This window comes from Rummeliibacillus sp. BSL5 (assembly GCF_052928305.1).
The window spans coordinates 74,322-90,331 of record NZ_JAVGCV010000003.1; the positions used below are offsets into that span (position 1 = coordinate 74,322).

Below are 16,010 nucleotides of genomic sequence, written 5' to 3' on the forward strand. Positions count from 1 at the left end.
TAATGCGAAGGTAAGCACGTAAAGCGATAACTTATGAAAAACTGTGCCATATGCCATCTGGATCGATGCATGAAAGGCGAATCCATCCGTTCTGTAGCTTTTGGCGGAACTCCGCATTCTGTTCTAAAATTTGCTGAACCCTGTACTTAGGCGCTTGCACGACCACTAATAAACGGATAGGTGCATGGTATGCCTCTTCATCAGACATCATAACAGATTGCCATGGAAGTCCAAAAAGAAGATCGCTTGCATTACCCTGCATGACGCCAACTCCCGCAGTAATCGTCTGTGTGGCTTTATTGCCGCTACCATAATAATGCGGAGCTACTGTAGACGCATAATATTGTAAGTTAATCCACTGTGCTACTAGAGCAGGGCCTGCAATGATACTAGCTAGTATATCGCCTGTTGGATCTAGCTGCCACTGATAATTTTGAAGAAATACTCTTCCCTCTAGGTCACAATCTTCCGTTAACGTCCGTTCGCCGATTATAAATCCAGCATTCCGCGCTAACCCCCATTCAGGGCGCACCTCGCTCCAATCGTCAGCGAAACGGCGTACCTCCTCTTCTGGATCTGGGCAATCAGGATGGAGTGTCGGAAGCTGAGCAAGTCTTTCAGCGTTTACACTCTTACGCACAGTTGGAAGAGCCCCTTGAATAAGCTCAAATGAATTTTTTGCAGCTACCGGTAATTCTGGCAAATACGTAAATTTCAACTCATCCAACGAAGTAATATGCTCAGCCGCTGCAAAAACAGTATCTTCTGGTATGTGAATACCTTCTTTGGCAAGAGTCTCACGAACATTAGACAGATTACATAATGTCGCCAACACACGTGCATTAAATTGGCTTGATGCTCCTCCACATGCCCCGCAATCAAGAGCGGATGCATATGGGTTGTTTCGACTTTGGCTTCCATGGCCGCAAATAACAACCAATGGAGCAAAGTTCTCTGTCAAACTCATGGTTTGAAGGGCTTGCCGTACATAAAATACTTGTTCTTCTTCCGTAAAACCTACAGGCAATTCACCTGCTCCTTCATCTGGAGAGTGAAGCGTCAATTTTGTCATTGGCTTTTTAAGCCATTTTTCGCTCATTTGCCGCATGACCTCTCCAGCTTTTTGCGGGATAAAGCTTCGTGCTAATGTTTGAATACTAAGCCATGGTCCGCTAATTTCAGGCAATAGTAGGCTCGTCAGCATATTTTGTTTCATTGTTTTAAATGTTTTCCCAACGGAATGGGCAGTATGCGCCCGTTCAATGTATTGTTCTAGCTGGTCCCTGTCCGTAGATTCAAGCACTTTGTGAGAAGGCTTAAACATAATCGGCAATGAATTATGGCTATTGGAGCTTGCAAGTTCGTTTGTTTCAATTGGCAAGCCAAAAAATCCAGCTGTCCCAAAAGTCTCGAATGGCCCGCTTCTTTCTAAATGCCTTCTGAACGTTTCAGAACGTACATCAATACAAAAAGCAAATTGTGCTGCGATTGTTTTTGCTTCTTCTATTGTTGTAGGTTTAGCCGGCAAGCATTCTTGAAGATTTTTTTCATACGTTTTCTCCCAAGCTTCTAGCCAAAGGCGGCCTTGGACAAAGGAATTGAAGCGATTTGCGAGCATAAGGCGTGCTGTTATTTCCTCTGGTTCTAACGCTGCCCAATCCTCGAGTCTTACTCTGCCGAATTCAATCCAGCTAATAAGAAGTTTTTCAATGAGTTGAACATCATCTTGCATTGGCTCTGGCAACGGAAGATATTCTTTTACGAATACATATTCAAGAGATAGTCGCATAGCCAGATATTCTAAAAGCAGTGCCTCTGATTCTTCTTCACGACTGCGTATCATACCAGCCCATCCTGGTAGAGCAAGCAGGTGAGCCTCCAAATACTCTTGCCATTCTGTGTTAGGAATATCCATATTGTGAAGCACTTCCATCAAAGCTTGCTCTGCATTTTGATTTAGTTGATCAAGTTGCTTGCGCGTTTCTTGAGTAAGCGTGCGATCATATCTAGCCATTTGGCGCCATGCTGCATAAAACCCAGCCTCTTTATTGGGCATGGACCACACCGCAAGCGATTCATCCAAATATAATTTGCACCATTTAATCACATGTAGATTTATATTTTCTACAAGGGATTCGTTTTCTGGTTGTTGCACACGTTGACTCATTGTTAAGATGGAATGTTTATTTTTAGTGGGTGAAAAGTATTTACTATACCAGAGTGCAGCAGTCTTTGCGCCAGGCAATTCTCTTTTAGTGAAGGAAGTTGATTCTTGTTGTAATACATTACGGCAATATTCTTTAGCGAGTTCTCTAGGCAAGCCTATCAACTGCTCATCAAGCCATGCATTCAACCCTTCTTCTAAGATGGCCAAATCAATTTCTCCCTTACGAGCAGCAGAGGAGACGATAGCATGATTAGGATACATGTCAATGTCACCCGTATCCTTCAGCCTTCTTGCCACTTGGTCAAAAGTCTGGTGCTCGAGTCCCGCCCAAGGGCTTCTTGCCGCAAAGTTATTAATATCGCCGAGGGGTACAATAACCTCGCTCGCTTCTTTTACAATCTCTTGAAGCGTGCGATCGTTCGGTTTAAATCCCTCATCATAGTGAAGTGTTGACGCCGTACTCATTGATAATTCCCCTCCTTCGTTAATAATTGTGCAAGATAGTTTGGATGGCTTTCCGCGAGACGTTTTTTAGGTTCTCCAAGCCGAACTAGCCATAGATAAAGCGCAAAGGATAATTTATTATTCCTTCGAATTAGCCAAGTTCCACATACAATCGCAACTAGTAAAACAACTAAAACAATAATCGATAGTATAAACGGCTGGTGGAAATCACTGTCGATGGTCCCCTGCAAAATGTTGTAAAACAGTGTGTGAACTACTTTAAAAACAAGTCCACCTGCAACTAATAAGAAGAAACCTGCGATTTTTCCAGTAGCAGTAGGGTGTGCCGCTACCAGCTGTGCCCATGCAAGGGCAATCGACCAGCCGAGTAGAAGGGCACTAATCAGTTGATAGCCTTCTCCTTTAGCTGTCAGCCAAAGCCCTAATCCTATAAGTGTTCCAAGCGCACCACCTGCAACTGTCCATATAACAGAAGCTGCTTGGGCCTTAGAAGTAACAGGTGCTTTTGCCTTGGCAGCTGAACCTGCTTGCAAGAAAAGAGTAGATTTAAACAAGCCATGCAATACTGCATGTGTAATAGCTGCAAGATAGGCGCCTAGTGCACATTGCACCAGCATAAAACCCATTTGTGCTATTGTTGATCCCACCAACTGCCGTTTATAATCCACTTGCACAAGCATAATGCCTGTGCCGATTAAGACAGAAAGGCCTGCAATAACAAGCAAAATTATCTGCGCCAAGTCTCCATTAAACAATGGAGAAAAACGAGCAAGCATAATACTTCCCGCATTAACAATCCCAGCATGCATAACAGCTGAAATAGGTGTTGGTGTAACAACAGAATCAAGCAGCCAGCGATGTGTTGGCCATTGAGCAGCAGGAATGAGCGCTGACACAAGAAGCAATAAATTAATTCCTGTCTTTTCATAACTAGATAACAAACCTAATGTATCAGGGGTCAGTATAGTTGATAAACGCCATTCGCCTGTACTGTATGCTAACCAGAATAACGCAAGGCCCAGTGCCAGCAAACTAGCTAATAGATATCCGCGGGATACTTTTGCAGCATGCTGCGCTACCTTCCATTCCTTCCTTAATCCGATTAAGACAGTTAAACAAAATAGTGTTAGCCCCCATCCAATAAATAAAAGGCGAACATCATCAGATAACCATGCAAGGGCATCAGCTGAAGTAGTGATAGTCAAAAGTGCAAAGTACTTGCGGTACGACTTATCGCCTAGCAAGTAATGGACACAATATCGCTGAACGATTAATCCAATTGTCAAAACAAACAGAGACCAGAGCCATGATAATGAATCAAAATGTAATGCTCCTAGGAAATAATCTCCTTTAGAAAAAATAAGGCCTAATAAAGCGGCAATTGGTGCTAACGCCAGCATGCCGATATGAATGCGAATGAATCGAAGCGGGACTTGCGGATGCAGGATACACAATCCGCTCCCTAGAGAAAGTCCAAGAAAAATGAGAAACAATAGTGGCCACGACATCCAAAATCCCTCCTTTTTTTACATAAAAAAACCGACAATTTCATCATTTAAAAGGCGCAAGGCACTATTAAACAAAGAAATTATCGGTTTACTTTTAACGAACCCATCTCGAATGGGGATTAATCGTCTACCTTTAATATTCATTCTTCCATTTAGAAGAATACCGTATTATAGTTCCATCTTTTCAAATGGCCATATCGCTATAGCTATTTGCTAAAATGTTCTATAACTAATTCATTATTAGTAGCATACTATTTGTCAAAAATTCTGTCAAGTCAAGCCTTCATTCCAGGAATCCAATTTGGTCTTTTAAGCGCTTCCCACATCGGGTCAGGGATCGCTAATTCTTTCTGCATAGACATATCCATTTCTGTTCGGATCGATGAAGGATTTTCTTGCGCCTTTTGCACCCAATCCGGTTCAATTAATAATTCACGACCTAATGCAACAAGATCGACACCTGTCTCCAATGCTTTCACTGCATCGTCGAAACTATAAATGGAACCTACCCCAATCAATGCAGTACGGCCATTGATCGTTTCAATTAACAGTTGAACACGTGTCTTTTCTTTGTCGCCAGTAAAACGATGCGGCTTCGTAAAGAATTCCATATGTGATACATGCAGATAATCCAGCCCTTCTGCAGCCAAAGCATCTACAAGTTGGATCGTATCATCCATTGTAATCCCGTTTTCTTCAGGTTCTTCAGGTGAGAAGCGATAGCCAATGATAAAGGCTTCTTTGGCATGCTTTTTAGCCACTTGTTTTACTTCACGCAGAACCTCTAATGGAAAGCGCATACGGTTCTCAATTACTCCACCATATTCATCTGTTCTTTTATTCGTGTGGGCAGAGAAAAATTGTTGCAATAAGTATGTGTTCGCCCCATGAATCTCAACGCCGTCATAGCCTGCTTCAATCGCACGACGCGTTGTTTCGCCATAGGCTTTGATTGCTTCTTTTACTTCTTCCGTTGTCATTGGTCTTGGTGTTGCATTGTCTGGAAAAGCGACATCGCTTGCACTCACGATTTCGCCATTCGGCACCTCTTCAGGAATAGAGCGTCTGCCACCATGGAAAATTTGAAGTACTGCTTTTGCTCCTCCAGCATGAATCACATTAGCCACGCGTTTTAGACTAGGGATAAACTTGTCATCATATCCAGCAAACTGTCTTGGAAAACCTTTGCCGTTTTCTAAGACATGCGTGCAAGCTGTCACAATCATACCGACACCTTTTGAACGGCGGTCATAATAAGCAACCTCCGCGTCTGTAACGGTACCATCGTCATTACCAGAGTAGTTCGTCATAGGTGCCATTACCACTCGATTGCGCAATGTTACCCCGTTTTTCAATGTATATTCTTCAAATAAATCTGCCATACATATTGACCTCCTATTTTTCATTTCTTCACTAATTTATCGTATTCTGCAAGTAATCATGTGTCAAAGAATTGAAACTCCCTAGCAAAACAACTTTTGTACGTTCACGTTGTACAATAGGTACATTACAGATGCAAACTATTGATGTGCTATAATCCATTCTGCCGCTTCGCTCAGGTCATTACATACTGCATCGGCTAGTGGATCGCGTTCACCTAAATAAACTGTTTTCGTCCCTGCTTTCTTCCCCGCCATTATATCTGTATCCGTATCACCAACCATAAATGATTTTGATAAGTCAACTTCATATTTTGTTGCTAAGTCTTCAATTAACTTGCTATTAGGCTTTCGGCAAGCGCAACCAGCTTTTGGTTTATGTGGACAATAGACTGCCTCATCCACCTGAGCTCCCTGTTTCTTTAACTCCTCAATCATATGCAAGTGGATTTTTTTCAATTCCGATTCTTTCATATATCCAAGACCTACACCGCCCTGATTGGTGACCACAAACACAAAATCAAAATAAGCATTCAATTTTTTTATGGCTTCGGGAACACCCGGTAAGAAATACAAATCTTTCGGTTTGTTCACAAACTTTACCCTATTGGTTAGTACCTCATTAATGACCCCATCACGATCTAAAAATACGGCTTTTTTCATATATATAAGCACCTTTCTTTAGCGTTTATCTTCTTCATCATTGTCACATTTTACTAATTCTAAAACAAACATTCTTTTATGCTTAAGCGTTTCGTTGAAAGAGATTCGGGTATATTTATGTTGTAATCACATATCAAAAAAATGAAACAAATAATGGAGGTAATACACATGGATAAAAAAGTATTAGGAATTTATAACTCAAGCGCGGAAGTGATTAAAGCTATTGATGAATATCGTCAAAAAGGATATGCAACTGACGATTTCTCAATTGCACTTAATACAACAAACTTCCCTTCTGCTCCATCAGTCGTAAAAAATGAAACAGGCGTACTAACAGAAGATGTCGGCGGTCGCAATATGGAAGAAGATGAAGGTTTCTTCGATCGCCTAGCAGCAGTATTTAAAGGTGATTTCCACACAGATGTGGACCATGCATCTTATTACGAATATTTCTTAACACTTGGCTTTGATGAAGAATCTGCTCGTCGCTACGAACGCGATATTAACGATGGCCGTATTCTACTTTTAGCAAACAAAGAAGATGATGCCCTTTTAGGCACTGCTGACCCACTAACACCAGTAGACAACCAAGAGGCAAATGTAGGTCTTGATACCACAGTAGCTACTAATGATACAGTGGATGTTAATAATACAGTGGCAGATGAGCAAACATTAAAATTGCGCAAAGAACAACTTGATGTTGAAAAAGACCAAGTACAAACTGGTGAGGTTGAAGTTCACAAAGATGTTGTGGAAGAACCACAAACAGTCAATGTACCTGTCACACACGATGAAGTATATGTGGAAAGACGAAAAGTTACCGATGAAGCAGCTGCCACTACAGATGCTTATGCTCCAATGGGCGAAGACGACACAATCCGTATTCCAATCGTCGAAGAACAAATTGAAGTGACTAAAAGACCAGTGGTAAACGAAGAAGTAGTCATTGGTAAAAAACAAGTGACCGAAACAGAACAAGTCACTGATAATCTAAAACGCGAGGAAGCACGCATTGAAACGACTGGTGATGCTTCTGTCACAGATAGCGATGTAGATGCGGCAAATCGTGGTGCTATTACAGAGCAAGAATTGTACGATCCTGCAAATCAAAACGATAATGACCTTAAAAAGAACAATCTTGATGATACGCTTACAGCTGGCAATATGAATGCCGATATTAAAAACAGAGAAATATAATAATATTTGGCTTTCTATCTTGTAAAAGCATAGCTAGACTGCTATACTTTCTGTAATTGAATATTCACTTATTTCAATATCTTTTGAAATAAGGATAGAGGCGCAAAAACCATGAGTAAGCTGCAAGAGGATGATGAGATCCGACTACTGCAGTGGAAAGGGGAATTTGCCGAAGCTTAGAGAAACTCATATTTCTCTATTGCTGGGCCTGTTGTTGAATAAACACAGGACTGTCATGTAGGAAACTATATGGAGGGCTATCGTACGCATGGAGATGACTTTATGAATTCTCGCAGCAACGTAGTCACATCACGTTGCTGCTTTTTTTGCGTTATTTTCTATACTGCCCTTCTCCAAAAAATGAAAAGGAAGTGGAGAAGCAATGAATTTTGGAAGAATTATAACGGCGATGGTGACCCCATTTGACCAACAAGGAAATATTGACTTTAGAGCTACTCGTGAGCTGATTAATTATCTTATCGAAAACGGCTCAGATGGCATTGTGGTAGCTGGCACTACAGGTGAATCCCCTACACTCACAACGGCAGAAAAAATTAGTTTATTTCAATTTGTCGTAGATGAAGTAAACCATAGGGTTCCTGTTATTGCAGGCACCGGATCTAATAATACAAGGGCATCCATTGAACTGACTAAATCTGCTGAACATACTGGTGTGGATGGAATCATGCTTGTTGCACCTTACTATAATAAACCATCACAAGAAGGTCTTTATCAGCACTTCAAAGCAATTGCGGATTCAACGCAGCTACCAATCATTCTCTACAATATCCCTGGAAGAAGTGTTGTCAATCTAACCGTTGAAACAGTCACTCGCCTTGCCGCGATTAATAACATCGTGTCCATTAAAGATGCGAGCGGAAATTTGGATGCAATGGCTGAACTCATTACGCAAACACCCAATGATTTCAGTGTCTATACAGGAGAAGACCATTTAACACTGCCATCTTTATCGATTGGCGCTACTGGCGTTATTTCTGTATCTTCCCATATTATTGGAAATGAAATGCAAGCGATGATGGAAAAGTTTAAAAACGGGAATGTGATGGAAGCTGCGGTAGATCATCGTAGGCTTCTCCCTATATTCAAAGGACTATTTAGCGCACCTAACCCTTGCCCTGTAAAAGCCGGACTGAATCTGAGAGGAATAGCAGTAGGCGGTGTACGTTTGCCTTTAATACCCCTTAATGAAGAAGAAACTACTGAGTTGCAGCATCTATTGCAGACTGTATGTAAAGAAGACACAGCTTTAAAAAGTTAATTTAAAATAGGCACCAAAGTTCCGCGAGAAGCGTACAGTATAGTAAAAAAGGAATGATGTTTTGTATCACTATCATTGTCCATCTTGCGGAACAACCCACGGCTATTATCCGAATAGCCCCTCCCCTTACCAGTTTCAAAATCAATACCAGCAAACCTACCAAAGTCCGAATAGTGTTTATTTAAGAGATTATGGTCCAGCACCTTTTGCTATCAATATAGACACAGCAACAAAACAAAACACAAACTACCGCACAGCGCTATGGACCGGTGAGCATTTGCAGCTTACTCTGATGAGCATTCCAGTCGGAGGAGATATTGGTTTGGAGATTCACCCGCATACGGACCAGTTTATTCGCATTGAAGAAGGCGAAGGCCTTGTACAAATGGGTAAGAATAAACAGTTCTTAGACTTCCAGCAACCAGTGCGGGATGATTATGTCTTTTTCGTTCCAGCTGGCACATGGCATAATCTGACCAATACAGGCAACAAGCCAATCAAGCTGTATTCAATCTATGCTCCTCCTAACCATCCACGCGGCACGGTCCATCAAACCAAAGCAATCGCCGAAGCGGAGGAACCTCAATAAATAATCATTAAAAAAAGCAGCCTCCTCCTTAAGGACGGTTGCTTTTTTTTAGATAAAGGATGTTTGTACCGTCAACTCTCCTTCTTTTAAATTTGAACAAAAGAAAGGAGAATCTTTTTAATCAAGATTCTCCTTTTCTACTATTATAGAAGTCGCTTATTTCAATGTAGCTGTAATGGTAATAGAAGGATCGTCCATGGATATGCTATAACGTCCTTTCTTTACCGTATAGACAAATTCACGCGGCTTGTCCCCAGTATCGAATGGTACATGTTTAATTAGTTTATGATTTTGATCATAAAAACGCATTTTATTATTACCATATTGAGTATGATTTGACGTTAATACAAATTTAAATTTCGTATCTTTTTCAACGTTCAGCGTATAAAAACGATTGTTTTGATTCGGTTCATTCATTTTTAATTGTGGTGACGTTTCATAGTAAATGCCCACATGCCCTGGAACTCCTTTTTTTGTAGATGTCATCGATAATGAATACTTGCCATTTGGCGCATTGGTTGAGAAAAATGTTCTCGAAATTTTAACGACTGGATATGTTTCACCTGTTTCTTTATTCGTCAGTATCAGATTTTCAATCGGCGATTCAAATGAATTTTCGTTTTCTAGTGCATACAGCATGATATGTTTATCAGTTGTTAGGTTAAGATCAACGGATGGTGTAGAATGTTGATAGTACGGCAATTCCACTGCTCCATCTCTACCAGGAAGAAGTTCAGCCATAGTCGTATAGTTATATATTTTTTGATACAGTTTGAAATGGTACGGTGCATTCGGTTCCCCTTGCACTGCCACATAGCGCATACCTTTTTCGAGATAACGTAATTTTTCCGGTACTTCTTCATCCACATCGTTGATTTTTTCTTTTGCGTCACTCATCCAAAAAACCTGATTTGGCACATCTGCATTTCCAGTAAAGTAATAGTTTCCTTCTACTTGATCAACATTGATAGCATAGTATGCAAAGCCCTTGTCATCAAAAGTCCCTGTTGCTTCTTCATTCACAGCTAGTGGTTCATATGTTGCTGTGGCAGAAGGTTGATCAAACGATATTTTTTCATTAAGTTCAGCGAAGCCTGCGATAAGTTCTTTTTCTAAAGCATCCGTGTTGATTGTTTCTTGTTGCTGTGCTGCTTCTTTTACAAGTGCACGTCGTGAAACTTTGCTATCTCGCAGTACTCTCTCGGCTCCCTTCGTATCAAATTTCACATTAGGATATTCGGGTGCTTTTGCGGCCGTAAACACAACATTTGCCGCCAATACTTGTGCAGTTAAAGCATCGATTTTTTGTTGTATTGTCGCTGATTTATCAGTAGACACTTTTTCAAATGCTTTAGTTGCATTCTCTAACGCAACATCTTCACGCGAACCAACTAATTCACCCTTTCTGTAAATATTCCCTTTATATTCCCCATCTAAAATCTCGCCATTCGCATGTTCAATCTCTTGTCTACCATATAAAAAATCTAATTTTTCTCTGATGGCTTTATCATTCGCTATAGTTGCATCTGTATGCTCTAGCTTTCCTATAATCTTTTTTAAATCGTTCATTTGCACTGTTAGTGTTAGATAGGCATCATGAGAATCTGATTCATCTTCAGTAATCCATTCTACATAGTCTCCAAAAATTGCATCGAAATGCTCTGTATAGTTTTTCAGTAACTCTGCAATTTTTGTATTTAACACTGCTGAATCTATTTTTGACACTGTACTTAGCTTTTTGACTTTATCTAATTGTTCTAAGTAGTTTTGTGTACTTACACTGCGTATTCTCTTTCCGTTTTCATAAATGTACCCATCAATAGAACCATCTGCAAGCATATTATTGTAATAATATGTGCTTCTACCATCTGAAATCACTTTATTCTTAGGTGCAGGCAGCCCCTTTTCGTATAATTTGCCCTTATAAAGCATTGCTTGAGAAATACGTCCATCTTTAAATAAATAAGTTTTCTTTTTATAGCCGGCAAAATGATAACCTTTCGATAAAATACCATTTGTATAAAGTCTCAAACGATTAAAGTTATAATAATCATGATCGTTGTCGTAAAAGTATCCAATAACATAATCACCTTTTTTTATTGATTTATTTTCATATAATTTCTCGTTTGAATTGACAAAAATCCGTTTTGTTAAAACACCATCTTGGTAATAAAGGTCATTCAACTCACCTACAAAAAAGCTTTTACCTTGAATCAATTTTCCATCTTTAAACGCATATTTATAATCACGTGTTATATATAAACCTTTTTCAAGTTGCCCATTACGATATAGCTTTAAATTTTTTCCGCTACCATATTTAACGCGGCCAGGTGCTAGTGAGCCATCTTTATATAAGCAACCTTTATATACTTTGTAACCTTTCATTGGCTTACCCGTTGCCTTACTTAAGAGTACGCCATCTTTTAGTTGTACAGTAGCTGCGGCTGAAACAGTTGTGGTCTCAATTGTTCCGACAGATGACAGTAACATAGCTGTTGTTACTGCTACTAAAGTTATCTTTTTCATAAACAGAATCCCCTCCAATATATTCCTGTTATTATACCATTTTACCAAAATAAAATATCTTTTGTTTATTTTGCTATATTTTTTGTTAAATGAACAAATCAGAAGTGGTTAAATCACGTTAAACAATTAAATATTATACTAACCAATTCAGACAACAAGCCAATTCAGAGTGTATTCAATCTGTGTACTTGTACAGCACCCACGCAGCACAGTCCATTCTTCTTCTTTTAAAGTTAAACATAAAAAAGGAGAATCTTTATACAAGATTCTCCTTTTCTACTGATTTAATTAGCGAATACCTTTTATTTTGGTGTAACTTTAATAGTCAAAGGAGCTTTGAGGCTATAACGGCCTTTTTTCACGGTATAGACAAACTCCCGTTTATCAGTTCCTTCTGCGATAGTTGCTTTTTTCACTAGGTGATGGTTGTGATCGTATAATAGCATTTTTCCAAAACCCGTTAACTCAAATTTAAACTTTGTATCTTTTTTGACGTTCAGTGTATAAAAGCGACTTTCTTGATTCGGTTTATTAATTTTTAGATGAGGTGTCGTTTCGTAGCGAATCCCTGCATGTCCTGGAACACCTTTTTGCGTAGGTATAATCGACAATGAATACTTGCCGTTTGGCGCATTTGATGAGAAGTGTGTTGTCGAAATATGAACGACAGGATATGTTTTACCTGTTTTTTTATTCGTCAACACTATATTTTCAATCGTTCTTTTAAATGAATCTTCGTTTGATACCCCATATAACATAATATGTTCATCAGTTGTTAGGTTGATGTCAACGGACGGGGTTGAATATTGGTAATACGGTAATTTCACCCTAGGCGTACTTAAAGCATTTGGGCCAGGAGGAAGTACTTTCATTGTCGTATAGTTATATGTTCGTTGGTATAGTTTGAAGCGGTATGGTGCATTTGGTTTCCCTTTTACTGCCACATAATAAACACCTTTTTCAAGATAGCGTAACTTTCTTGCGACTTCTTCATCGCCATCATTGATTGTTCCTTTTGTGTCACTCATCCAAAAAGCTAGAGTTGACACTTCATGATTTCCAACAAAGTAATAGTTTCCTTCTATTTGATCGACTTTGATAGCGTAATATGCAAAGCCTTTGTCATCAAATGTTCCCTTTGCGACTTCCCCTGCAGCTAGTGGTTTGTACGTCGCAGTAGTAGAAGCTTGTACGAGTATGCCATCTTTTGATTGTCCAGTAGCGGCGGCTGATACGGTTGTGGTCTCAGTTGTTCCGACCGTTGATAGTAACATTAATGTTGTGACTGCTGCTAATGCTATCTTTTTCATAAAATGAACCCTCCTCCAATATCTTCCTTTTATTATACCATTTTAGCAATATACAGGATTTTTTGATATTGTTTTTACATAAAACAATTCCATTTAACTATATGTTTTTGTTTAATTAAAATCTTTTACCCTATGTATGGCAAGTTTGTACTGTTAGTTTGTATGTGATTTATACAAGTCTTTTGCCATGGAAACAGGTTAGTGTAATCGAAACAAAGCAGAGTAAACGATTAAACATCCCTTATCATCTAGGGTAAAATAGAGTTAAGCTTTTAGGAGGGATAACATGGACTCATTAATAGATATTGGGCTTAATCTTGCGGACAAGCGTTTTTCAAAGGATACACAAGAAGTCGTAGAACGTGCGGTCTCAAGTGGAGTCACTCATATGATTCTGACTGGTTCAAGCATAAAAGGAAGCCAAAAAAGCCTTCGATTGGCAAAAGAATTCCCTAACACTCTTTTTTCCACAGCGGGCATCCATCCACACGATGCTTCTGAATTTAATGGACAGTCAATAGAACAGTTACGTGGATTGGCTAACCATCAAGAAGTGGTGGCTATCGGTGAATGCGGTCTTGATTTCAATCGTATGTACTCACCTCAAGATATACAGGAGGACTGCTTTATTGCCCAATTAAACCTTGCACGGGAAATGGACTTGCCTCTCTTTCTTCATGTAAGGGATGCTCATCAGCGGTTTTTAGAAATAATGGACAACCACCAAGACTTGATTAACCGTTCTGTTGTTCATTGTTTTACAGGGAGCGCTGAAGAAGTGCAGCAATATGTAGAGTTGGGCTTCCATATTGGTATAACAGGTTGGATTTGCGATGAGAGGCGTGGGAAAGAGTTGCAGGAGGCAGTAAAATTCATTCCACTACATCGCTTAATGGTGGAAACAGACGCACCATATCTGACACCTCGGACACTGACGCCAAAACCTAAAAACGGCAGAAATGAACCAGCCTTCCTTCCGCATATTGTATCGGAAGTTGCTAAATATAGGGGCGTATCTGTTGAAAAACTTGCTCAGCAAGCCACAGAAAATACGAGACGTTTTTTCCGTCTTCCATAATTTGAATGTAAATATCTGTGCAAAACAAAAAGCGTCATTAGACGCTTTTTGCTTTTTACCCTCTTAATCTAATCGTTAAGCCCTTTAAAAACTTCCGCGCGAAATTATCGCCACACTCTTTATAATTACGATGTCCAGCTTTCCGTAAAATAGCCCCAAGCTCTCCTTTTGACACAGCAATTCCGCCATCATCTAGAATGTCGAGCATATCTTCAGTCGTCAGCTGCAAAGCAACCTTTACTTTTTTCAATAGCATATTATTGACATGTTCTTTTACTTGGGGAGCTTCTGGCGCTTGTCCCGGTTTTGGATCTTGTTTGCCTCTTTTGAATGTCACAAGGCCATTTAGAAAGAATGCCATCATTTTATCATTTACTTTCAATTGGCTATCATCTGTTTCCTCTTCGGAAGTCTTTGTAAGAATCTTAAGAATCTCCTCTTGTGTAAATTCTTTGCCTCCCAATTTAAAAATCTCTTTCATTTCTTGATTTTTAAGATCTAAGGCATATCGAAGCCTAATCAGGATATCATTATTTTCCATTTAAAAACTCCTCACTTCTTATCATTCTTTTATCTTAAGGCATATTACCATTTGAAACAACCAAGTCATGCAGTACTTCTATCTCGTGCTATAATATGTCATATATTAACATACAAAAACAAGGGAGGGAGCTACATGAAGATTATTATAATCGGCGGTGGTATTGGTGGCTTTACAGCAGCCCTCGCTCTTTCAAAGCTGGCAGAGGTGCATCTTTATGAGAAAGCGGCCGATTTCAAGCCGTTAGGTACAGGTATCGGTATTGGCTCCAATGCACTAGAAGCATTGATGGGGCTTGGTATTGGTGAAGATGTACTCGCATATGGTACACCACTCACTACACAGCTATTTCTTAATAAAGACGGCAAAATCTTGAACTCGATTGATTTTAGAAAAATAAAAAATAAATATGGGCAAGAAAATATAACGATTCATAGAGGAAAGCTACATGAAATCCTTTATCACCATATCCCTAAGGAATGGATTTCATTCAACAAACGGTTAGTGCAGGTAGAACAAGATGACCATCAAGTCACCGCAACATTTGATGATGGCGAAAAAGTTGAGGCAGATCTTCTTATTGCAGCAGATGGTATCCATTCCCTCATCCGAAAAAGCTACATTCCTAATAGTGTTCCTCGCTATGCTGGTTATACATGTTGGCGCGGCATTACAGAGAACAATGGATTAATTGATGAGCAAACATCCTATGAGATTTGGGGTTCTGAAGGCAGAGTCGGATTCGCCCCGATGAATGGCAACGAGCTATACTGGTTTGCATGCATGAAAGCAGCAGAAAAAAGTCACTTTTTTGCCACTTTGACTCAGCGTGAAGTCTCCTATCATTTCAGAAAGTTCCCGCCAAACGTTGCTGAAATGATTCAACAAACAAAAGATGAGCATTTCCTTCATCATGATATTTATGATCTTAAACCTATCTCGAGATTTGTATTTGACCGAGTAGTCTTGTTAGGTGATGCTGCACATGCGACAACTCCTAATATGGGTCAAGGAGCAGGCCAAGCAATTGAAGACGCCGTAATACTCGCTAATGCATTACGTCACTTCGATTTTGAAGATGCTCTCCAAGAATATGAAGAGGAACGTGTAGACCATACAAAAAAAGTCATTCAAGTTTCCCGCCAAATCGGCTGGGCCTCCCAGTGGTCAAATCCACTGTTGGCTAATGGACGAAATGCAGTCTTACCATTCATTCCTTCATCTCTCTTAAACTGGCGTCTCAAATTTCTATTTCAACGGAAATTAAATGGCTAATTGTTAACCATTTGTTATAATAGGTTAACTAAC

General features: G+C 39.7%; 12 protein-coding genes and 1 riboswitch. Of the genes, 5 read left to right on the forward strand and 7 right to left on the reverse strand.

The window, feature by feature from the left end; translation table 11 throughout:
• Positions 1–31: 31 nt before the first annotated feature.
• The 4 genes from RCJ93_RS12055 to RCJ93_RS12070 all read right to left on the reverse strand — a co-directional run bounded on the left by RCJ93_RS12055 (position 32) and on the right by RCJ93_RS12070 (position 6,182).
• Positions 32–2,632: a DUF2309 domain-containing protein gene (locus RCJ93_RS12055; protein WP_150285179.1), complete on the reverse strand. Its 2,601-nt coding sequence runs from the start codon at positions 2,630–2,632 to the stop codon at positions 32–34.
• The gene (locus RCJ93_RS12060) at positions 2,629–4,140 is read right to left on the reverse strand and encodes an NADH dehydrogenase subunit 5 (protein WP_251647788.1); all 1,512 of its coding nucleotides are present in this window, start codon (positions 4,138–4,140) and stop codon (positions 2,629–2,631) included. Before RCJ93_RS12060 ends, RCJ93_RS12055 begins: the two co-directional genes overlap by 4 nt.
• A gap of 275 nt (positions 4,141–4,415) precedes the next feature.
• Positions 4,416–5,522 (reverse strand): NADH-dependent flavin oxidoreductase, encoded by a 1,107-nt coding sequence (locus RCJ93_RS12065; RefSeq protein ID WP_446739106.1) that lies wholly within the window; start codon positions 5,520–5,522, stop codon positions 4,416–4,418.
• A gap of 138 nt (positions 5,523–5,660) precedes the next feature.
• Positions 5,661–6,182: a D-glycero-alpha-D-manno-heptose-1,7-bisphosphate 7-phosphatase gene (locus tag RCJ93_RS12070; protein ID WP_446739107.1), complete on the reverse strand. Its 522-nt coding sequence runs from the start codon at positions 6,180–6,182 to the stop codon at positions 5,661–5,663.
• A 168-nt stretch (positions 6,183–6,350) separates the two neighbouring features.
• On the opposite strand from RCJ93_RS12070, the gene RCJ93_RS12075 reads away from it, so the two are divergent.
• The 3 genes from RCJ93_RS12075 (at position 6,351) to RCJ93_RS12085 (ending at position 9,247) form a co-directional block, all read left to right on the forward strand.
• Positions 6,351–7,379 carry a YsnF/AvaK domain-containing protein gene (locus RCJ93_RS12075; RefSeq protein WP_190323483.1) on the forward strand — a complete coding sequence of 343 codons (1,029 nt, stop codon included), beginning with the start codon at positions 6,351–6,353 and terminating at the stop codon, positions 7,377–7,379.
• Between the two features lie 87 nt (positions 7,380–7,466).
• Positions 7,467–7,647: riboswitch (Lysine riboswitch) on the forward strand.
• A gap of 114 nt (positions 7,648–7,761) precedes the next feature.
• Positions 7,762–8,658: a 4-hydroxy-tetrahydrodipicolinate synthase gene (gene dapA, locus RCJ93_RS12080; RefSeq protein ID WP_446739108.1), complete on the forward strand. Its 897-nt coding sequence runs from the start codon at positions 7,762–7,764 to the stop codon at positions 8,656–8,658.
• Positions 8,659–8,719: 61 nt separating this feature from the next.
• Positions 8,720–9,247, forward strand: a complete 528-nt coding sequence (locus tag RCJ93_RS12085) for a cupin domain-containing protein (protein WP_446739109.1) — start codon at positions 8,720–8,722, stop codon at positions 9,245–9,247.
• A 156-nt stretch (positions 9,248–9,403) separates the two neighbouring features.
• On the opposite strand, the gene RCJ93_RS12090 is transcribed toward RCJ93_RS12085, so the two are convergent.
• A complete protein-coding gene (locus RCJ93_RS12090) occupies positions 9,404–11,773 on the reverse strand; it encodes a hypothetical protein (protein ID WP_446739110.1) in 2,370 nt (789 codons plus the stop codon).
• A 302-nt stretch (positions 11,774–12,075) separates the two neighbouring features.
• Entirely contained in the window at positions 12,076–13,083 is a 1,008-nt protein-coding gene (locus RCJ93_RS12095) for a hypothetical protein (RefSeq protein ID WP_446739111.1), read from the reverse strand.
• A gap of 286 nt (positions 13,084–13,369) precedes the next feature.
• Here RCJ93_RS12095 and RCJ93_RS12100 point away from each other — a divergent pair, with 286 nt between their 5' ends.
• Positions 13,370–14,161, forward strand: coding sequence for a TatD family hydrolase (locus tag RCJ93_RS12100; RefSeq protein ID WP_446739112.1), 792 nt, complete (start codon positions 13,370–13,372; stop codon positions 14,159–14,161).
• Between the two features lie 55 nt (positions 14,162–14,216).
• Here RCJ93_RS12100 and RCJ93_RS12105 read toward each other — a convergent pair whose 3' ends face one another.
• The gene (locus RCJ93_RS12105) at positions 14,217–14,702 is read right to left on the reverse strand and encodes a DUF1456 family protein (protein ID WP_392996828.1); all 486 of its coding nucleotides are present in this window, start codon (positions 14,700–14,702) and stop codon (positions 14,217–14,219) included.
• Positions 14,703–14,837: 135 nt separating this feature from the next.
• Between RCJ93_RS12105 and RCJ93_RS12110 the strand changes: the two genes are divergently transcribed.
• On the forward strand, positions 14,838–15,977 hold the full coding sequence (locus tag RCJ93_RS12110; protein ID WP_446739113.1) for an FAD-dependent monooxygenase: 1,140 nt from the start codon (positions 14,838–14,840) through the stop codon (positions 15,975–15,977).
• Positions 15,978–16,010: the final 33 nt, after the last annotated feature.